The organism is Neisseria sp. P0014.S009, assembly GCF_051958155.1.
In the GTDB taxonomy this organism is placed as follows: domain Bacteria; phylum Pseudomonadota; class Gammaproteobacteria; order Burkholderiales; family Neisseriaceae; genus Neisseria; species Neisseria flavescens_C.
In genome coordinates, this window is sequence record NZ_JBQCVS010000006.1 from 1 (window position 1) to 18,130 (window position 18,130).

At 50.5% G+C, this 18,130-nt stretch carries 19 protein-coding genes; 2 read left to right on the forward strand and 17 right to left on the reverse strand.

Annotation, left to right across the window (positions count from 1 at the left end; all coding sequences use genetic code 11):
• Nucleotides 1-401 (forward strand): transposase (locus ACTHS4_RS05880; RefSeq protein ID WP_440365590.1); only part of this gene is annotated, 401 nt, incomplete at its 5' end.
• 198 nt (nt 402-599) lie between these two features.
• Here the strand turns inward: ACTHS4_RS05880 and ACTHS4_RS05885 are convergent.
• From ACTHS4_RS05885 to ACTHS4_RS05945, 13 genes are all read right to left on the reverse strand, one after another.
• Nucleotides 600-1,295 (reverse strand): thiol:disulfide interchange protein DsbA/DsbL, encoded by a 696-nt coding sequence (locus ACTHS4_RS05885; protein WP_070825828.1) that lies wholly within the window; start codon nt 1,293-1,295, stop codon nt 600-602.
• 170 nt (nt 1,296-1,465) lie between these two features.
• The gene (locus ACTHS4_RS05890) at nt 1,466-3,577 is read right to left on the reverse strand and encodes a TonB-dependent receptor (protein WP_440365591.1); all 2,112 of its coding nucleotides are present in this window, start codon (nt 3,575-3,577) and stop codon (nt 1,466-1,468) included.
• Nucleotides 3,578-3,737: 160 nt separating this feature from the next.
• Nucleotides 3,738-4,271, reverse strand: a complete 534-nt coding sequence (locus tag ACTHS4_RS05895; RefSeq protein ID WP_440365592.1) for an alpha/beta hydrolase — start codon at nt 4,269-4,271, stop codon at nt 3,738-3,740.
• Nucleotides 4,272-4,281: 10 nt separating this feature from the next.
• Entirely contained in the window at nt 4,282-4,626 is a 345-nt protein-coding gene (locus ACTHS4_RS05900) for a hypothetical protein (protein WP_440365593.1), read from the reverse strand.
• Nucleotides 4,613-5,392, reverse strand: coding sequence for an exodeoxyribonuclease III (locus tag ACTHS4_RS05905; RefSeq protein WP_440365594.1), 780 nt, complete (start codon nt 5,390-5,392; stop codon nt 4,613-4,615). Before ACTHS4_RS05905 ends, ACTHS4_RS05900 begins: the two co-directional genes overlap by 14 nt.
• A 44-nt stretch (nt 5,393-5,436) precedes the next feature.
• Nucleotides 5,437-6,750, reverse strand: coding sequence for an amino-acid N-acetyltransferase (gene argA, locus ACTHS4_RS05910; protein ID WP_440365595.1), 1,314 nt, complete (start codon nt 6,748-6,750; stop codon nt 5,437-5,439).
• A complete protein-coding gene (locus tag ACTHS4_RS05915; RefSeq protein ID WP_371460518.1) occupies nt 6,747-7,142 on the reverse strand; it encodes an MJ0042-type zinc finger domain-containing protein in 396 nt (131 codons plus the stop codon). Before ACTHS4_RS05915 ends, argA begins: the two co-directional genes overlap by 4 nt.
• A 99-nt stretch (nt 7,143-7,241) precedes the next feature.
• A complete protein-coding gene (pyrE, locus tag ACTHS4_RS05920; RefSeq protein ID WP_003682682.1) occupies nt 7,242-7,883 on the reverse strand; it encodes an orotate phosphoribosyltransferase in 642 nt (213 codons plus the stop codon).
• Between the two features lie 170 nt (nt 7,884-8,053).
• Nucleotides 8,054-8,524 carry a 23S rRNA (pseudouridine(1915)-N(3))-methyltransferase RlmH gene (gene rlmH, locus ACTHS4_RS05925; protein WP_003682681.1) on the reverse strand — a complete coding sequence of 157 codons (471 nt, stop codon included), beginning with the start codon at nt 8,522-8,524 and terminating at the stop codon, nt 8,054-8,056.
• A 161-nt stretch (nt 8,525-8,685) separates the two neighbouring features.
• On the reverse strand, nt 8,686-9,405 hold the full coding sequence (gene pyrH, locus ACTHS4_RS05930; protein ID WP_003708812.1) for a UMP kinase: 720 nt from the start codon (nt 9,403-9,405) through the stop codon (nt 8,686-8,688).
• A 220-nt stretch (nt 9,406-9,625) separates the two neighbouring features.
• A complete protein-coding gene (gene tsf, locus ACTHS4_RS05935; protein WP_002238802.1) occupies nt 9,626-10,480 on the reverse strand; it encodes a translation elongation factor Ts in 855 nt (284 codons plus the stop codon).
• 124 nt (nt 10,481-10,604) lie between these two features.
• A complete protein-coding gene (gene rpsB, locus ACTHS4_RS05940; RefSeq protein WP_063076189.1) occupies nt 10,605-11,333 on the reverse strand; it encodes a 30S ribosomal protein S2 in 729 nt (242 codons plus the stop codon).
• A gap of 177 nt (nt 11,334-11,510) precedes the next feature.
• On the reverse strand, nt 11,511-11,753 hold the full coding sequence (locus ACTHS4_RS05945) for a hypothetical protein (RefSeq protein WP_314598266.1): 243 nt from the start codon (nt 11,751-11,753) through the stop codon (nt 11,511-11,513).
• Between the two features lie 78 nt (nt 11,754-11,831).
• On the opposite strand from ACTHS4_RS05945, the gene ACTHS4_RS05950 reads away from it, so the two are divergent.
• Nucleotides 11,832-12,422 carry a 5-formyltetrahydrofolate cyclo-ligase gene (locus tag ACTHS4_RS05950; protein ID WP_314598264.1) on the forward strand — a complete coding sequence of 197 codons (591 nt, stop codon included), beginning with the start codon at nt 11,832-11,834 and terminating at the stop codon, nt 12,420-12,422.
• Between the two features lie 279 nt (nt 12,423-12,701).
• Here the strand turns inward: ACTHS4_RS05950 and ACTHS4_RS05955 are convergent, their stop codons facing one another.
• The 4 genes from ACTHS4_RS05955 to amgK all read right to left on the reverse strand — a co-directional run bounded on the left by ACTHS4_RS05955 (nt 12,702) and on the right by amgK (nt 18,124).
• On the reverse strand, nt 12,702-14,411 hold the full coding sequence (locus tag ACTHS4_RS05955) for a calcium-binding protein (RefSeq protein WP_254323392.1): 1,710 nt from the start codon (nt 14,409-14,411) through the stop codon (nt 12,702-12,704).
• 9 nt (nt 14,412-14,420) lie between these two features.
• Nucleotides 14,421-15,071, reverse strand: a complete 651-nt coding sequence (locus ACTHS4_RS05960; RefSeq protein ID WP_254323393.1) for a hypothetical protein — start codon at nt 15,069-15,071, stop codon at nt 14,421-14,423.
• Between the two features lie 68 nt (nt 15,072-15,139).
• Complete coding sequence (gene mnmG / locus ACTHS4_RS05965) at nt 15,140-17,035, reverse strand: tRNA uridine-5-carboxymethylaminomethyl(34) synthesis enzyme MnmG (protein WP_314598261.1); 1,896 nt, start codon at nt 17,033-17,035, stop codon at nt 15,140-15,142.
• 84 nt (nt 17,036-17,119) lie between these two features.
• Nucleotides 17,120-18,124 (reverse strand): N-acetylmuramate/N-acetylglucosamine kinase AmgK, encoded by a 1,005-nt coding sequence (gene amgK, locus ACTHS4_RS05970; protein ID WP_003749406.1) that lies wholly within the window; start codon nt 18,122-18,124, stop codon nt 17,120-17,122.
• Between the last annotated feature and the right edge of the window lie 6 nt (nt 18,125-18,130).

The following is an 18,130-nucleotide window of genomic DNA, read 5'->3' on the forward strand; positions in this document are numbered from 1 at the left end:
ATATCGAGAAACTGCACATTACCCCCGCCAATGCCCATGAGTGCAAACACCTGTCGCCTTTGTTGGAAGGACTGCCCGAAGATACGACCGTCTATGCCGACAAAGGCTACGACAGTGAGGAAAACCGGCAACATCTGAAAGAGCATCGGCTGCAGGACGGCATTATGCGCAAAGCCCACCGCAACCGTCCGCTGTCGGAAGTGCAAACCAAACGCAACCGATATTTGTCGAAGACCCGTTATGTGGTTGAACAAAGCTTCGGTACGCTGCACCGTAAATTCCGCTACGCCCGGGCAGCCTATTTCGGGCTGAGCAAAGTGAGTGCGCAAAGCCATCTGAAGGCGATGTGTTTGAACCTTTTGAAAGCCGCCAACAGACTAAGTGTGCCTGTTGCCGCCTAAAAGGCGGCCCGGATGCCTGATTATCGGGTATCCGGGGAGGATTAAGGGGATATTTGGGTAAAATCAGGAGTAATTAGGAGCGGAAATAGACGAAAACCTGTGTTTGGATTTCGGCTGTCGGGGGAAGGGCTTTTTTGCAAAGGTCTCAGGCCGTCTGAAATCCTATTTTCAGACGACCTTTACTTATTCACCTTCAACTTATTGCGGTTTTTTCTGCTCTTCGCGTACTTTGTCCACCAGTTGGTCAATCGTGGTCATGCCGGACTGCCAGTCTTTAAATTCGACTTGGTATTTGCCGCCGACGATAACGGTTGGTGTACCGCTGATTTGGAATTTATTGGTCAACTCTTCCATTTGAGCCGCACGCGCTTGGCTTTCGGGTGCTTCAAATGCAGCCAATACTTTTTTGCCGTCAAACGCCGTTTGCTCGGACAGCCATTTTTTCAGGGTATCGGTATCGGCCAAGTTGATTTTTTGGTTAACCATCGCATCGAAAATATGGCTGTTGGCTTTATCTGATTCTCCGGCCATTTCCACTGCGGCCGCCAAACGTGCCAAAGGTTTCATTTCATCACCCCACACGACATGCTCCCGGCGCATATAGGTATCGTCTTTAAACGTTTTGATGTGCTCGCTCAAGACAGGCTCAAGATGGGCGCAATGCGGGCAGAAGTAGCCGAAAAATTCCAATACTTCGATTTTGCCGGCCTGCTGTTGCGGAATCGGATTGGACAATACGGTGTAATTGACACCTTCGGTCAATTCGGCAGGGGCTGCCGGAGCAGATGCGCTGCTTTGGGCGCTGTCTGCCGGAACGCTGGTTTCCGCCTGTTTGCCGCAAGCGGCCAATGCCAACAGGGTCAATGAAGTCAAAGCTAAGGTTTTCAGTTTCATAGGTATCTCTTTACATTCAAATCAATCGGCCAATTTTATGGCATTTTGTTGAAGGCGTGTTCAATTTGAGTGAAAAAATGTGTTTAGTTTTATTTCAACCTTTATAAAAGGCCGTCTGAAATATGGCTTAGATCATAGCCTTATTTTCAGACGGCCTTTGCCTGATTTCATCAGAAACGGTAATTTACCCGGGCAGTATAGCCGCGCGGATTACCTGGCATGGCATCCGAACGCCAATATTTTTGATTGAGCAGATTGGCCGCGGCAAAGGTAACGTTGACGTTTTTATGGTTCCAGCCAAGCATGGCGTCAACTCGGGCAAAGCCTGGAAGCGTAGTCACTTCTTTATTTCTTGAGTCGTAACCGTAGCGTTTGCCTGTACCGGTTACGCCGATTTCGCCGTAGAGGTTTTCGGTCGGGGTATAACGGAAAAACAGGTTGCCGGTAACGTTGCTGGTGTTATTCAAATGGATGCCCACTCGGTCGGGATTTTCTTTGTCTTCAACGACTTTCGCCTGCATCACGCCCAACGAACCGCGCAGATAGAGTTTTTTGGGAATGATTTGCCCGATGGCGGACAATTCCACGCCGCGCGAACGGTGTTTACCGCTGACTGCCCAAGTGTAGGGATCATTTTGCGCGTCGGGGCGGTAGCGGATATTGAAGCGTTCGATTTGGTAGGCGGACAACGTAGTGCTGAGGCGGTCGTCCAGCCAACTGCTTTTCACGCCGGTTTCGTATTGGCGGGTGTACTCGGGGTCGGCGTTGAACACGGCAGCAGACGACGTGTCGATACTCAAATAGCCGCCGCGTCCGCCATAAGGCGCGAAGCCTTTGTTATACGAGGCGTAAAGTGTGTGGACTGGGTTGATGTTCCACACTACGCCGATGTTGGGGCTGAACGAGTGGCCGCTGTACTGGCGGCTGCTGCCGGTGAGTTTGTTTTCGGAATTAAAGGTGTATTTGTCGTAACGGCCGCCGAGGACGAATTTCAAATCGGGCGTGGCGGAGAAGATGTTTTGCACAAAGATGCCGTAGGAATCGGCCTTGTGTCGGTTTTGAGTGAGAACGGGCTGCAATCTGCCCGAAGCCGGCCAGCTCGCGCGGTCGTAGGGGTCGATGGAGGCGGAAAAGGCGCGGCTGTAACCCAATGTCGGGTTGCGGTGTTCGCGACTGTAGTCCATGCCTACGGTCAGGTGGTTTTCAAAACGGCCGATGTTGTAGTCGCCGTTGAGTGTGAAGTTGGACGACAGGGTTTTGTTGTCGGTCTGCTGCCAAGCATAGTTACGTTTGATTAAGTTGCCATTTTCGCTGCCTGCATAAAAATGGTCGAAATCCTGCGCCGCCGTGCGGTGGGCAAGCTGCCATTGGGCGCGCCATTTGTCGTTGAAGGCGTATTCGAGGTCGGAACGCCAAACTTGCAGCTTGTCTTTGACAAAATCGTTCCGGTGGGCGAACCCCATGCGGTAAGGCAGTCCGAAGCGGTCGTACACGGACTTGGTCGGACTGCGGTCGGGCGTGCGCTCCACATTGTCGTAGGTGTATTGCCCCGTCCATTTCAAGCCGTTGTCGAGTTTGACGGTAATGCTGGGTGAAACCATGACGTTTTTGCTGTCTATGCCGCTGCGGAACGAATTGGCACGCCCGACTTCGCCGGTGAGGCGGATGGCGACGTTTTTGTTCAGCACTTCGTTGATGTCCATATTCAGGCTGCGGTTTGCCCACGAGCCGTAAACCGCACCGATGTTGCGGCTTTGTTTGAAGTTAGCGTATTTGCTGACCATGTTGATGACGCCGCCGCCGTTGGTGCGGCCGTAAAGCACGGAAGACGGGCCTTTCAGGATTTCCACGCGCTCGATGTTGGCGGTGCTGCGGCGCACTTGTCCGCTTTCGCGCACGCCGTCACGGTAAATATCGGATGCATCGGCTTGAAAGCCACGCAGGAAAATGCTTTCGCCGCGCATATCGTAGGCAGCATCAATGCCAGCATTGCCTTCGAGGATGGAACTCAAATCGTTCGTACCGTAATTTTTGTTTTTCTGGATATTGAGCGTATCGACGGTTTGCGGCGTTTCTTTGATGAGCTGGCCGTTGCGGGTAACGGCGGCTTCGTCGTAATTGATGTAGCCTTTGAGTACGCTGGTGTCGGACTGTCCGACCACGGTAACGGTGGGCAGGGTGGCGGTGTAATGTTCACCATTATCCTGCGTATCGGCGGCAGCAACAGGGAAGGAAGCGATAATCAGCGTGGGTAATAAAGCTAAATGAAATGGTATTTGCATTTTTATACTCAATTTAACGGAACAACCGAATTATATTGCTTCATAAAAGAAATGAGAATAGTTTCTTTTAATTATATTTAACATGATATTTGCAAACAAAGGCCGTCTGAAACACATATCGGTTTCAGACGGCCTTTGTTTATTAATAGACATTTCTAAACTACTTACTCAACAGCATTTCCTGCATCAGCTTCATGCCCCATTGCCAGCCGCCGAGTGCGCCGTTTAACCGGCCGGAATGCGGCGATTGAAGCAGGCGTGCATGCCAGCGGTCGGCCTGTTCTTGCGCCCAATCGCGTGGCGTACCGTTTGTTTCGGCGATAACCAACGCCGTACGGCAAGGACAGCGGACGCGTTGGAACGTATGGATTTCGTCTTCAAGAAAAGCTTCTGGACGCGGCGAGACCAAAATAATATTGGTCAGGCGTTTTTGCGTCATGATGTCGGCTTGGTACAGCCATGCCAAAAATGCGGACACGCCGGCACCATGAGCCACGACAGCAATATTTCTGCTGACGATATGGTCAAAGGCCGTCTGAATAGCGTGTTGCCATTCGGAAATGGTTTGCCGACTATCGGCTTCGGCAGTTTGAACAATCGGATAGCTGACCGCCCAGCGGTCTATCCACATTTCCGCTTCATCCGCATCGCGTATCAGAAACAGTACCATTTCTTCGAGTTCGAAGCTCTGCATTTCAGACGGCCTATTTGAGCAAGTCGTTGAGTGTAAATGCAATCAGCAATGCGGCAGGCACGCTGAGGATGGCACAAGTCGCCAGACAAAGTACGATGTTGGCAACCAACCGCCAGCCCTTCCAAGCAAAGCATTTGGCCGCAATCAGCAGACAGGGCAGGGAAAACAGCAGCCATACCAACACCCAAGTCGGATTGGCCTTAGTCGGCGCAACCCAGCCGGACATCCGCGCCAGCATAAACACCGCCCACACCAGCATAGGCAGCACAAATGCCGCCACGACCCACGCCGCGCCTACGCCGGTTTTGCCGTTTATATTCCAATCATATTTACCAAAAACCTTATTCGGCAACATAGTCATACTCCACAACTAAAGGGGCGTGATCCGAGAATTTCTCGTCTTTATAAACATGTGCGGAAACGGCTTTGGCGGCCAACTCCGGCGTAACCATCTGATAATCGATGCGCCACCCGACATCTTTCGCATATGCTTGTCCGCGGTTGCTCCACCAGGTATAGCCCGGCACATCGGGATAAAGTGTGCGCCACATATCCGTCCAACCGAGCTTGTGGATGACTTTGCCTATCCATTCGCGCTCTTCAGGCAAGAAGCCCGAATTTTTCTGATTGCCCTTCCAGTTTTTCAAGTCGATGTTTTGGTGGGCAATATTCCAGTCACCGCAGACAACGATGTCGCGCCCTTCGTTTTTCATGGCTTCGAGCATGGGATAGAACGCGTCCAAAAAGCGGTATTTCACTTGTTGGCGCTCTTCCGCGCTGCTGCCGCTGGGCAGATACAGCGAAATTACCGACAATTTGCCGAAATCGCAACGGACAAAACGGCCTTCCCTGTCAAATTCTTCAATGCCCATGCCGATTTGCACATTGTCAGGTTTGAGTCTGCTGTACACCGCCACGCCGCTATAACCGCGCTTTTCGGCGCAATGCCAGTAGCCGTGCATACCGTGCGGATTCTTCATATCGTCTGACAGATCAGCCTCTTGAGCTTTCAGTTCCTGCACGCAGACGATGTCGGCACCGGAGGCGGCGATGTATTCGTAAAAACCTTTTTTATAGGCGGAGCGGATGCCGTTGACGTTGGCAGAGATGATTTTCAACATAAGATTTGAGTAATTTTTAAAAACGGATAATAGGATTGAGGTTTTCAGACGGCCTGCAAGTCATAAACAAATACTTTGGAATTGCGGCCGTTGGCATTGTATTCCTGCAGACGTTCGGCAGGCAGGTCATCGGCTGAGGCCGTCTGAAAGCCCCGTTCAACAAACCATTCGCCCGTGTGCGTGGATAAGGCGAAAAGCGTTTTGATATTTAAGGCGCGCGCTTTTTGGAACAGATGTTCCAACAGCAATTCACCGTAGCCGCCATCGCGCGCTTCGGGCGACACCACCAGACAGGCCAATTCGCCGCAGCCTGGTTCGGAAAAGGTTTTCAACGCCACGCAGCCGTAAATGTTTTGATCGTGTTCCAATACGGAAAAACTGGAAATATGGTTTTCCAAATACTCGCGGCTGCGGTGTAACAAGATGCCTTGTTCTTCCAACGGACGGATTAAGGCGATGATGTGCGGAATGTCGTTGCTGCGTGCCTGACGGATGGAAACAAACGGCTCACGGGCAATAGATGTACCGCTGCCCTCGCGGGTAAACAGCTCGCGCAACAGGCTGCCGTCTTCACGGCCGTTGAGAATCTGCACCCGCGATACGCCGTTTTCCAACGCGCCTACCGCCGCATGCAGCAAATCGGCCGGCGCATCGGGATTGTCGTGTATCAGCTCCCGCACTTCGCCGACAGACAAAGTATTGGCCAAAGAGCCGTCGGCACGACGAATACCGGCTTCTTCGGTCAAGAAAACCAGCTTCTCCGCCTGCAAAGCCATGGCCACTTCCTGAGCGGTTTCGCACATACTCAGATTGAAGGTTTTGCCGCTGTACGAATGTCCCAAAGGGCTGATAAGCACCACCGCGCCGCTATCCAAACGCAAACGGATTTCTTCCGCGTCGATTTTGCGGACGGTACCTGTATAGCCCATGTCCACGCCGTCGATAACGCCCAACGGACGGGCGGTAATAAAGTTGCCGCACGCAATAACCGGCGGCTTGCTCCGTTGCTGCGCAGATACGCTGCTGAACAAGGCGGCTTCGACATCGCTGCGGATAATTCCCGCCACCTGCTTCACTTCCATCAAAGTCGCTTCATCGGTAATCCGTCGGCTACCGCTGTATTTCGGAACAAAATTCCGACCCGAAGCCAATTTATCGAGCAAATGCCGCGAACCGTGCACCAAGACCAAACGCAAGCCCAAGCTGGCCAACAGGTTCAAATCTGCGGCCAAACGAATCAAGGTTTCGCCTTCTAACAAGCTGTCGGTCACGCCGACCACCATGGTTTTGCCGCGCAAATATTGTATATAGGGCGCGGCCTCACGAAAGCTGGCAACAAAATGGGCGATGGCACTCATAGCAGGGCAAGATAAAAGAGTTGCATAATCAAAACCGTCAGCGCAATCAACGATGCCAAAGTCCAGTTGAAACCGTCCTTGCGCGTTTTGACTGCCGTCTGCTCTTCCGCCTTAGGCTCTTCCTTGAGCGCGCTATTGAGCAAATCGGAAATTTCTTTGCGCGAGAGTTTGGAATGCTTGAGAATTTGCGCACCGATGTTATGCACGAGGCGCACATCCGTTACCGCCACAGGCAGATGGGCCGGATCGGCCGGCAGGTTGCCCGACAGATAATCCTTGGCCTTAAACATCCCCGAACAACGCGTGCAGACCACGAAACCCTGCGCCACGTTCAACTGGGCATCTTTCACCCAATGCGGTGTTTTACAATGAGGACAAGAACAAGCAGGCATGAGTATTTTCCGTAAGTGTATTGAATCAAAAATATATTTTAGCCAATGCTTCATGCCGTCTGAAAACAGTTTCAGACGACCTGAGCATGATGTTATGGTTTAAACCGCGCCGTAACGTTCGCGATAGGCTTTGACCGGCTCGAAGAAGCCGCCAAATTCGGCATTGTTTTGCAAGAGCGTGAACAAGTCGTTCAGGTTGGCAATCGAAACCACCGGCAGGCCGTATTGTTTTTCGACTTCCTGCACCGCCGACAATTCGCCCGTGCCTTTTTCCATACGGTCGAGCGCAATGGCCACTGCGGCAGGCGTTGCGCCTTCGGCCTCAATCAGTTTGACCGACTCGCGCACGGATGTACCGGCGGAAATCACATCATCGATAATCAGCACGCGGCCTTTCAAAGGTGCGCCCACCAACACGCCGCCCTCGCCGTGGTCTTTGGCTTCTTTGCGGTTGTAGGCAAACGGTACGTTTACGCCTTTTTCCGCCAACATCATCGCTGTTGCCGCCGCCAAAATAATGCCTTTATAGGCTGGGCCGAACAGCATATCGAACTTCACGCCGCTGGCAATAATGGCTTCGGCGTAAAACTTCGCCAGCTGCAAAGTCGATGCGCCGTCATTGAACAAACCGGCATTGAAAAAATAAGGCGACTGACGGCCGGCCTTGGTCGTAAATTCGCCGAATTTCAACACGTTTTGTGCCAAAGCGAATTTGAGGAAGTCTTGACGGAAATCGGACATTTGGGTTCTCCCGAAAGATGTTGATTTATCAAAGAAACGATTATAAAGGATTCATGCGGAAAAATCAGGCCGTCTGAAAGCAGGTTCAACCCCGCTTTAAACCGACTTGCCCTATTCCCTTTCAAACCGACAAGGCGGCATTGCCGTCTTATCCCGGCAATCAAAACAGATTATTCCCGATGATACGGATGATTGTGCAAAATCGAAACGGCGCGATAAAGCTGCTCGGTCAGCAAAACGCGCACCATGCCGTGCGGCAAGGTCAGGCTGGAAAGGCGCATCATCATGTTTGCCTGCTGTTTCAATCGGTCGGTCATGCCGTCTGCGCCGCCGATAATAAAGCAGACGTGTTCGCCGTTTTGCTGCCAGCCTTTCAAATGTTGCGCCAATTCGACCGAAGTCGGCGCTTTGCCGCGCTCATCCAATACCACCAAAAACGCGCCCTGCGGTATGGCTTCCAACAGGCGTTTTTCTTCAGCCGCCATGCCCTGAGCCGCATTCACACCCGCACCGCGTTTCTCTGGCTTGATTTCTTTCAGCGCATAATTGACATCGCGCCCGAAGCGTTTGGCGTACTCGCCGACGGCTTCATCCACCCAACGCGGCATTTTCGTGCCGACAGCCAAGACGGTGATATTCATGGAGTATCCTTTGTTATCGAATTGTCGGTTGGGCATTATGGTCAAGCAAGTTCTCAACCTGTTCAAGCCATGGGAAACTGCCCGCGCAACCGACTGAAAATAAAAGGCCGTCTGAAAGCCGAATGTATCCCGTTCGGCTGTTTCAGACGGCCTTTCAATGATTAGCAGTGAACCAGTGTACCTTCGTTTTCGCCGGTTACCACGCGTTTGAGCGAGCCTTCTTTAGCAATGCCGAATACTACAATATTGAGCTTGCGTTCGCGGCAGAGGGCGAAAGCGGTGGCATCCATCACTTTGAGGTTTTTCAACAAGGCTTCGTCAAAAGTAATGGTTTCGTAGCGTGTTGCAGATGGATCTTTTTTCGGGTCTGCGGTGTACACGCCGTCAACGTTGGTGGCTTTGAGCATCACGTCGCAGTTCATTTCCGCACCGCGCAATGCAGCGGCAGTGTCGGTCGTGAAGAACGGGTTACCAGTACCGGCGGCGAAAATCACGACTTTGCCTTCTTCCAAATATTGAATGGCTTTAGGACGGGCGTAAGTTTCAGCGATTTGCTGCATGGAAAGTGCGGATTGTACGCGCGCTTTGATGCCCAAAGTTTCAAATGCGTCTTTGAGTGCCAACGCGTTCATCACGGTTGCCATCATGCCCATGTAGTCGGCAGTGGCGCGGTCCATGCTGCCTGCTTGTGCAGATACGCCGCGGAAAATGTTACCGCCGCCGACAACGATACCGACTTGCACGCCCATTCTCACGATTTCGGCAATTTCGCCGACAGTTTGAACGATGGTATCGTGATTGATGCCGAATGGATCAGAGCCCATCAGGGATTCACCGGAGAGTTTCAGTAATACGCGTTTGTATTTGATTTGCTGTGTCATGGGATACCTTGCTTTCTTGAATGTCGTCGGTCGGGGGTCGGGCCGTCTGAATTTTCAAACGGTCGGAATATTAATGATAGAGTGTGTCGGTTTATTATTGTTTTGGTTTTCAGACGGCCTGAATATTCGGCTGTCTTAAATTAGGTACCGTAAACGGTTTTCTCAAAAAAAAGCACCCTGATTCGTTTGGAATCTAGGTGCTTTCTTTTTCATAAGTGCCTTACACTTTAGCAGCGGCAGCAACTTCGGCCGCGTAGTCAACAACGGCTTTCTCGATACCGTCGCCTACTTTGTAGCGTACGAAGCTGATCACTTCAGTGCCGTTTTCTTTAGCGAATTGGGCAACAGTTTGGTCAGGGTTCATCACGAACGCTTGGCCGTTCAGAGTGATTTCAGCCAAGAATTTGCGGATACGGCCTTCAACCATTTTAGCGGCGATGTCGGCAGGTTTGCCTGAAGCGATAGCTTGTTCGGTGTAGATGTGGCGTTCTTTTTCAACGGTTTCAGCATCTACTTCGGCTTCGCTTACGCATTGTGGTTTAGCGGCAACGATGTGCATACCGATTTTGCGTGCTACGTCTTCAGAGCCTTTGTACTCAACCAATACACCTTCGGTAGCCAAAGCACCGTGGATGTAGGCAACCAGTTGGTTGGCGGTGTCGATCACTTGGAAGCGGCGAACAGACATATTCTCGCCCAATTTAGCGATGATGGCTTTGCGTTCTGCTTCAACCAGTTCGCTCAGTTCTTCAACGGTAGCCGGTTTTTTCTCGGCAGCAGTTTTCGCAACGAAGTTGGCAAATTCTACGAAGCCAGCGTCTTTAGCAACGAAGTCGGTTTCGCAGTTTACTTCAACCAATGCACCAACATTACCGTTGATTGCATAAGCCAATACGCCTTCGGCAGCAGTACGGCCAGCCAGTTTACCGGCTTTCGCACCAGATTTAATACGCAGGATTTCTTCGGCTTTGTCGAAGTTGCCTTCAGCTTCAACCAAGGCTTTTTTGCATTCCATCATGCCCAGGCCGGTAGCGGCGCGCAGGTCGGCAACCATTTTTGCAGTAATTTCTGCCATTTTGAATCTCCTAGATTTTTGGGAACACGGCCATTGCCGTGTTTGGAAATAGTGGCCGTCTGAAACAGAATTTCAGAACGGGATTTGAGAAAAGGGGCGTAACGCCCCTCTTCTGTGTACCGAATTACTCGGCAGCAGCTTCTTGGGCAGCGGCTACAGTTTCTTGCAGCGCTTGGTTTTTGCCTTCCAAAACTGCGTCAGCGATGCCGCGGCAGTACAGGCGGATAGCTTTAGCGGAGTCATCGTTACCAGGGATAACGTATTTCACGCCGTCAGGGCTGTTGTTGGTATCGACTACGGCGATAACAGGGATGCCCAGTTTTTCAGCTTCAACCAGAGTACCTTTTTGGTAGCCGGTATCGATAACGAAAATCGCGTCAGGCAGGCCTTTCATGTTTTTGATACCACCCAAAGAACGTTCCAGTTTTTCAACGTCGCGTTGCATTTCCAGAATTTCTTTTTTGTTGAAACCGCCTTCAGCAGCGTTTTCCAGAGCAGCAGTTTTTTCTTCCAGGCGTTTGATGGATTGCTTAACGGTTTTGTAGTTAGTCAGCATACCACCCAACCAGCGGTAATCAACGAAAGGCATACCGGCACGGGTAGCTTCTTCGCGGATGATGTCGCGGGCTTGGCGTTTGGTACCTACGAACAATACTGTACCTTTGTTGGCAACCAGACGACGTACGGCTTCTTGCGCCTCTTGGAACATCGGCAGGGTTTTTTCCAAGTTTATGATATGGATTTTGTTGCGCGCACCGAAAATGTATTGAGCCATTTTCGGGTTCCAGAAACGGGTTTGGTGACCGAAGTGAACACCGGCTTCAATCATCTGACGCATAGTAATTTGAGACATGTTATTTCCTTGAAAGGGTTAAAGAGCACACATTCAATCGCATAGAACTTGATAGGCGGCGCCTATTGTCAAGCACCCTTCGGCGAAAGTGGGCATAAGTTTTAAAAAATAAAAGAGTGTTTCCGAAATGGAAAACTTATGGATTATAGCGGATAAGAGGCCGTCTGAAAAGGGATTTTATACCTTTCCGTCCTGTTTTTCATCCGCCTGTACCGCCTTTTGGCGGGCCGCTTCAAACTCCGCCTGCTCCTGCCGTTTCATCAGGCGGTTGCGGCGGCGGATGGTCACAATGAATACCGTGAACACAGTGGGCAACACCGCCCAAAAAACCAAATAAATCAACGCGCGCGCAATACTCGGCTGCGCGGCGGAAAACATCACGGCAACAAAAAGATAGCCGATGGCGACAATGTGCCACATTGTGTGCGTCCTGTTTGAATGTTAACAAAATCGTTATAATCACAACATTCTACCGCAATCCCGAAAGGCCGTCTGAAAATGAGGAATCCCGACAAATCGGCATTACGCAAACAGTTCCGCCGCGCACGCGCCCAAATGAGCGCAGACGAGCGCAACGCCGCCACCGAAACCATCAGCCGCCTGCTCAAACCCTACATCAAAAAAGGACGGAAAATCGGAGTGTATTGGCCGATAGGCAAAGAATTGCGTTTGGACGGCTTTATCCGTACCGCACAAAAACGCGGCGCAAAACTCTACCTGCCCTATATCGAACCGAACACGCGGCGGATGTGGTTCACCCCCTATCCTGCCGACGGCGCAAAACAAGAACGCAAACGCGGCCGCGCCAAATTGAGCGTTCCCCAATTTACCGGCAAAAAAATCCGCGTCTACCAACTCAGCCTGCTGCTGGTCCCCATCGTCGGCATCGACAAACGCGGCTACCGCCTCGGACAGGCCGGCGGCTATTACGACGCCACCCTCTCCGCCACGAAATACCGCCTGCAAACCCAAACCCTAGGCGTAGGCTTCGGCTGCCAGCTGACCGACACCCTGCCGACCGAACCCCATGATATCCCCCTAAACGGCTTTGTCTCCGAACTTGGTGTATTGAAATTTAGAAAGCCTTGAGCGTGACAATCTATAGTAGCTTAGAGATTATCCCATCTCAAAATCATCAATTTATTAACAATACATATGCAGATAAATAGTCTTTTTCAAATTAACTTTACATTATAAAAAATAAATTTATGTATATGAAAATGATTGTTGCTCCTGTTCAGCTTAATCAATTTAAGAGCAACACCTTCTCATAATGAGAAGGTTGGATCTTTGCTTCTCCACCACAAGATTTAATAAACAAGGCAGTCTAAACATTTTTAGGTTATTTTCAATCTTGCTCCCACAGGCTTATCTACTCATGCCATAGGATTGTGATTGATCCAACTGCCTTTGCAGCACTTCATATTCAAACTTCTGTTCCGTTTGTCGAATGTTTTTAATACTCTCTTCAATCGATGTGGATCCAGCACTATTTACGTCCATAGTAGCCTTTATCAAAATAGGAGTAAGTTCGCCGATTAAATAGTGTCCATCCTTAATATTGAACAGTAGTTCTGCATTCCCTTTACCCATTGTTTTAGAATACCCCAAAGCAGCTAACGACATTGCAGCATTATTCATTGCCTCCTCATTCTTCGTTGGAAGGCCATGTTTTTCATGATATTCACCAAGTCGCTCTTTAATAGAATGGAAAAGTTTTTGTGCTGGCAGAGGCAAATCTTCAATTCTTGACAAACTCCCTTCGGCAACTGCCATCCGCTCCATCTCAAAATCCCGGCGGTTCTGCGACATTTTGTTCCAATCTCTATCTATGTTCTCCCTTGTCTTTTGGTACATCTCCATTATCGATACACCACTGCCAGACATATTTTTTTTCGGCTCCTCCAAACGGATGCCCAAATCGCCGTTTTTGAAGTTTTCGATTTTTAGACCGTTAACATCCAAAGTCCCCGTTTTTTTATTCCAGTCGTAAACTGTATTGCCGTCTCGGAAAATCGTACGGTCGTGTTCGGACAAATCGCGCACACCACCGTGCAACCTACGTCCGTCCAAAAACACTTCTCCTTTGCCGTCTTCATCACGGATAGTATCGTATCTGTCGGCACGGTAGGTGTCGTAACCTCTGCCCCCGTACAGCTCGTCTTTACCCTCATTACCAGCCAAAAGGTCATTGCCGTCCCCACCTTTAAGCTTATCGTCCCCACTGCCGCCCAGCATCCTGTCGTTCGATTTTGTCCCCGTCATCACATCATTACCCGCATCACCGTACATAGACGCACCGCCGTTCAGACGGGTAGTTGGTTTGCCGTGCAGTAGGCTTTGACGGTCGACCGCGCCGTTTGCATTGACGCTGTTGCCTCTACTATCGCCGAAAGTATCGTAATTTGCCATATGCTTGACGAAACCGACCATGTCTCTTTGCCTTAATCCTGCCTCGGCAAAATCTTTTTCAAAAGCGGTCCGGCGGTGCATAAAGAAGAGAATGTCGTTTTCGTAGTAAGACAACCTGACCGACCCGTTCGTACTCGGATACATCCCATACATATTTTCACGGGCAAGCAAATCTTTGACCTGCTCATAACTTTTACCTTTGACTTGGGGATAAAGACCGCCGCTGATATGGGTGTTGTACGCTCTGCCGTTGCGCCGCTCTTCGTAAGCGACCATACGCGCCTCGTTGTAAATCGCTTCGGCTTCGCCGTAGCCTCGGGCTTGGGCGTAGGATTTGGCAGTAAGGTAGTAATCAACCGATTTGGCTTGATTTTTACCTAATGCATGTCCAACTTCATGGGCTAAAATTCGGGCAGTAATGTATTGAGAATTTGGCTCAAAATAGATATTTCCTTTTTTAGGGCTGTAATAGGCACCTGAGCCTTTATTAGGAATTTCAAGAAAACTTTTCCCTTTCCCAATAAATTCATTGATTTGCGCAACCAATTCTTCATCAGCTTTTATCCTGTCCAACTCCGTCATGGTAGAATTAGGCATTCTTTTATTATGGAAACCAAGTTTCTTTAATTCAGCTTCTGCCTGTTGATTTAATATTATATTTGCCATAAAAACTCCTTAATTCATCGGACTCATTTCAAGATTGCTATAAAAAGAAAGAGCTAAAATAGCACCAGTACCTGAATTTGTAGCAATCATCTCTCTACCATTTTCTCTCCAATAATAATGAAACCGTTCTTTAATTGAATCACTTTCTTTTCTATCCACAAAGATTGTGTCCGTATAATAGGAATCTGGCATTTCATCTTCTGTAGGAACAGGAAGAAAAGCAGGAAAGGTATTCTCAGGAAAAATACTTCCTTTTTTTTCTCGATATTTTTTTGTCATTGATATGTATATATTTGTTTTATAAGACGTATGCTCGATAACAACATACATTCCAATTGGTGACTCTATATCTAAATACTTTGGCATCTCAGGGTAGCTGTCTATTACTGGAACTTTCCATATTTCTTTCAATTCTTCGGCATGCATCACATACAGACAGTCATCTTTAAACGCTGTTTCGTACATCTGTTTAATCAAATCATCACGACTTTCCACTTTATGCAACATTCTGCGGCAGCGATTTCGTACCTGTTCCATCATCGTTTCTTTCTTTACAGTTTGGGTATTTGGGGAATGTTCTTTGTTCCTACTACTACTTACTTGTTGAGTGCAGGAACTCAATAAAAAAACAGTTAATACGGCAGTTGACGACAGTTTCATGCATAGTCTCCTTTTTAGACTGTATATTTAAATAAATTTCTTCCGAGAAGTTTAGACAACTTTGATTTCTATTGCGCATCTTTAAACCCGCGTTTCAAATGCACCATCAGCAATGCGACGGCGGCAGGGGTCACGCCAGAAATACGGCTGGCTTGGCCGACGGTTTCGGGTTTGTGCTGGTTGAGCTTTTGCTGCACTTCGGCCGACAAACCTTTGACTTTGCTGTAATCGATATCCTCGGGCAGCTTTAAGGTTTCGATGTCGCGGCGGCTGTCGATTTCTTCGTTTTGGCGGTCGATATAGCCTTGGTATTTGACTTGGATTTCGACTTGTTCGACCACGCTGTCGGCAAGCGCGGCTTCAGGTTGTGCGTCGGGCAGGGTCATCAGCGCGGCATAGTCGAGGTTCGGGCGGCGCAGGAGGTCGTGCAGGTTGGCTTCTCGGCTGAGTTTTTGGCCGAATACGCGCAGTTGCTCTTCTTCGGCGAGTTTTTGCGGCGTGTACCACGTTGTTTTCAAACGTTGGATTTCGCGTTCGATGGCTTCGCGTTTTTCGTTGAACATGCGCCATTGTTCTTCACCCACCAAGCCGATTTTGTAGCCGTCTTCGGTCAGGCGCATGTCGGCGTTGTCTTCCCTGAGTTGCAGGCGGTATTCGGCGCGACTGGTGAACATTCGGTAGGGTTCGTTCACGCCTTTGGTGATGAGGTCGTCCACCAATACGCCGAGGTAGGCTTGTTCGCGGCGCAGCAGGAGCGGATCTTGTTCGCGGATGTATTGCACGGCGTTCGCGCCTGCGAGCAGGCCTTGTGCGGCGGCTTCTTCGTAGCCGGTCGTGCCGTTGATTTGTCCGGCGAAAAAGAGGCCTTGGATGGTTTTGGTTTCGAGGCTGGCTTTGAGGTTGCGCGGGTTGAAGTAGTCGTATTCGATGGCGTAGCCGGGGCGCAGGATATGGGCGCTTTCGAGACCTTTCATGCTGCGCACGAGCGCGATTTGAATGTCGAACGGCAGGCTGGTGGAAATACCGTTAGGATAGTATTCGTGGGTGGTCAGACCTTCGGGTTCGAGGAAAATCTGGTGGCTGTCTTTGTCGGCGAAGCGGTTGATTTTGTCTTCGATAGACGGGCAGTAGCGCGGGCCGACGCCTTCGATTTTGCCGGTAAACATGGGGCTGCGGTCGAAGCCTGAACGGATGATGTCGTGGGTTTGCGTGTTGGTATGCGTAATCCAGCAGGACACTTGGCGAGGGTGCATATCGGCGCTGCCGCGTACGGACATTACGGGAACGGGCGTGTCGCCGGGCTGTTCGGTCAGTTGGGAGAAGTCAATCGTGCGCCCGTCGATGCGCGGCGGCGTGCCGGTTTTCAGACGGCCTTGAGGCAGGTTCAATTCGCGTAAACGGCCGCCCAAGGATTTGGCAGCGGGGTCGCCTGCGCGGCCGCCTTCGTAGTTTTCCAAACCGATGTGGATTTTGCCGGACAAAAACGTGCCTGCGGTCAACACGACGGCGCGTGCTTTAAACTCCACGCCCATCGCGGTAACCACGCCGCTGATGCATTCGCCGTCGAGCGTGACGTCTTCGACGGCTTGTTGGAAAAGATCGAGGTTTTCTTGGTTTTCCAACATCTCGCGGATGGCGGCTTTATATAGGATACGGTCGGCCTGCGCACGCGTGGCTCGCACTGCCGCGCCTTTACTGGCATTCAAGCGGCGGAACTGGATACCGGATTTGTCGGTAGCCAACGCCATTGCGCCGCCCAATGCGTCGAGTTCGCGCACGAGGTGGCCTTTGCCGATACCGCCGATGGAGGGATTGCACGACATTTGACCGAGGGTTTCGATGTTGTGTGAGAGCAGCAGGGTTTGCGCACCCATGCGTGCGGCGGCAAGCGCGGCTTCGGTACCGGCATGGCCGCCACCGACGACAATCACGTCGTAGGTTTTGGGGTAAATCATGTAAGTCATTTTTATGTGTTCTGTAAAGGTTTCAGACGGCCTTTTGTTGATCAGGCCGTCTGAAAAATGGAATCAAATCTTAAAAAACCAAGCTTAAAAGGTATAGCCTGTTTCCAATTCGTCATCGCCGACCAATTCGACCAGCAACGCATAAAGCGGCGCCAAATCATTGTAACGGCGGGATACGCGACGCAGGTAGTTCAAGAAGCGCGGGATTTCAGGACGATATTTGTCTTTGCCGTCGCGGTAGTACAGGCGGGCAAAAATACCGGCTACTTTCAAATGGCGTTGTACGCCCATCCATTCAAACCAGCGGTAGAACTCGTCAAACTCGGCAGGCACGGGCAACTCGGCAGCGCGTGCTTTTTCCCAGTAACGGATGACCAAGTCCAATACAAATTCTTCTTCCCATTCGATAAACGCATCGCGCAGCAGCGACACCAAATCATAGGAAATCGGGCCGTAAAGCGCGTCTTGGAAATCCAATACGCCCGGACGACCTTTTGCCAGCATCAGGTTGCGGACGATAAAGTCGCGGTGGACATATACTTTGGGCTGAGCCAACAGGGGCGGCAGCAGCGTATCGACGGTTTGCTGCCACAACTGGCGTTGCTTGAAGGTCAGCTCGCGGCCTAATTCTTTGGCCACAAACCATTCGGGGAACAAATTAATCTCGCGCAGCATGACTTCGCGGTCGTATTCCGGCAATTTGCCGGGTTGGCTGGCTTTTTGCAGCTCGATCAGTTCGTCGATGGCTTCGAGCAGCAGGGCTTTATGGGCGGTTTCGCTGTTTTCCTGATTCATGGCGGTCAGGAATGTGGTATTGCCCAGATCGTTCAACACCATAAAGCCCAACGCTTCATCCACATGAAGCACCTGCGGCACATTGACCATGTTAAACAGTTTTTGCACTTTCAAATAAGGCGCAACACTCATCTTCTCAGGAGGCGCGTCCATACAGATAACGGTCTGGCCGTCTGAAAACGTTGCGCGGAAATAACGGCGGAAGTCGGCATCGGCTGCCGCAAAGCTCAATTCGAACGGCTGGTTCGGGTAAACAGACTCCAGCCAGTTTTGTAATTCGGTTTGTCGTTGCATAGCGGT

What these genes read in the sequence shown, in the direction of transcription:
- ACTHS4_RS05945 (WP_314598266.1), bottom strand. Translation starts at nt 11,753, where the DNA reads ATGTGGCACATTGTCGCCATCGGCTATCTTTTTGTTGCCGTGATGTTT.
- ACTHS4_RS05960 (WP_254323393.1), bottom strand. Translation starts at nt 15,071, where the DNA reads ATGAAACTGTCGTCAACTGCCGTATTAACTGTTTTTTTATTGAGTTCC.
- rlmH (WP_003682681.1), bottom strand. Translation starts at nt 8,524, where the DNA reads ATGAATATCACCGTCTTGGCTGTCGGCACGAAAATGCCGCGTTGGGTG.
- ACTHS4_RS05915 (WP_371460518.1), bottom strand. Translation starts at nt 7,142, where the DNA reads ATGCCTGCTTGTTCTTGTCCTCATTGTAAAACACCGCATTGGGTGAAA.
- pyrE (WP_003682682.1), bottom strand. Translation starts at nt 7,883, where the DNA reads ATGTCCGATTTCCGTCAAGACTTCCTCAAATTCGCTTTGGCACAAAAC.
- ACTHS4_RS05890 (WP_440365591.1), bottom strand. Translation starts at nt 3,577, where the DNA reads ATGCAAATACCATTTCATTTAGCTTTATTACCCACGCTGATTATCGCT.
- rpsB (WP_063076189.1), bottom strand. Translation starts at nt 11,333, where the DNA reads ATGTCTCAAATTACTATGCGTCAGATGATTGAAGCCGGTGTTCACTTC.
- tsf (WP_002238802.1), bottom strand. Translation starts at nt 10,480, where the DNA reads ATGGCAGAAATTACTGCAAAAATGGTTGCCGACCTGCGCGCCGCTACC.
- ACTHS4_RS05885 (WP_070825828.1), bottom strand. Translation starts at nt 1,295, where the DNA reads ATGAAACTGAAAACCTTAGCTTTGACTTCATTGACCCTGTTGGCATTG.
- ACTHS4_RS05895 (WP_440365592.1), bottom strand. Translation starts at nt 4,271, where the DNA reads ATGCAGAGCTTCGAACTCGAAGAAATGGTACTGTTTCTGATACGCGAT.
- pyrH (WP_003708812.1), bottom strand. Translation starts at nt 9,405, where the DNA reads ATGACACAGCAAATCAAATACAAACGCGTATTACTGAAACTCTCCGGT.
- ACTHS4_RS05905 (WP_440365594.1), bottom strand. Translation starts at nt 5,392, where the DNA reads ATGTTGAAAATCATCTCTGCCAACGTCAACGGCATCCGCTCCGCCTAT.
- argA (WP_440365595.1), bottom strand. Translation starts at nt 6,750, where the DNA reads ATGAGTGCCATCGCCCATTTTGTTGCCAGCTTTCGTGAGGCCGCGCCC.
- amgK (WP_003749406.1), bottom strand. Translation starts at nt 18,124, where the DNA reads ATGCAACGACAAACCGAATTACAAAACTGGCTGGAGTCTGTTTACCCG.
- ACTHS4_RS05900 (WP_440365593.1), bottom strand. Translation starts at nt 4,626, where the DNA reads ATGTTGCCGAATAAGGTTTTTGGTAAATATGATTGGAATATAAACGGC.
- mnmG (WP_314598261.1), bottom strand. Translation starts at nt 17,035, where the DNA reads ATGACTTACATGATTTACCCCAAAACCTACGACGTGATTGTCGTCGGT.
- ACTHS4_RS05955 (WP_254323392.1), bottom strand. Translation starts at nt 14,411, where the DNA reads ATGGCAAATATAATATTAAATCAACAGGCAGAAGCTGAATTAAAGAAA.
- ACTHS4_RS05950 (WP_314598264.1), top strand. Translation starts at nt 11,832, where the DNA reads ATGAGGAATCCCGACAAATCGGCATTACGCAAACAGTTCCGCCGCGCA.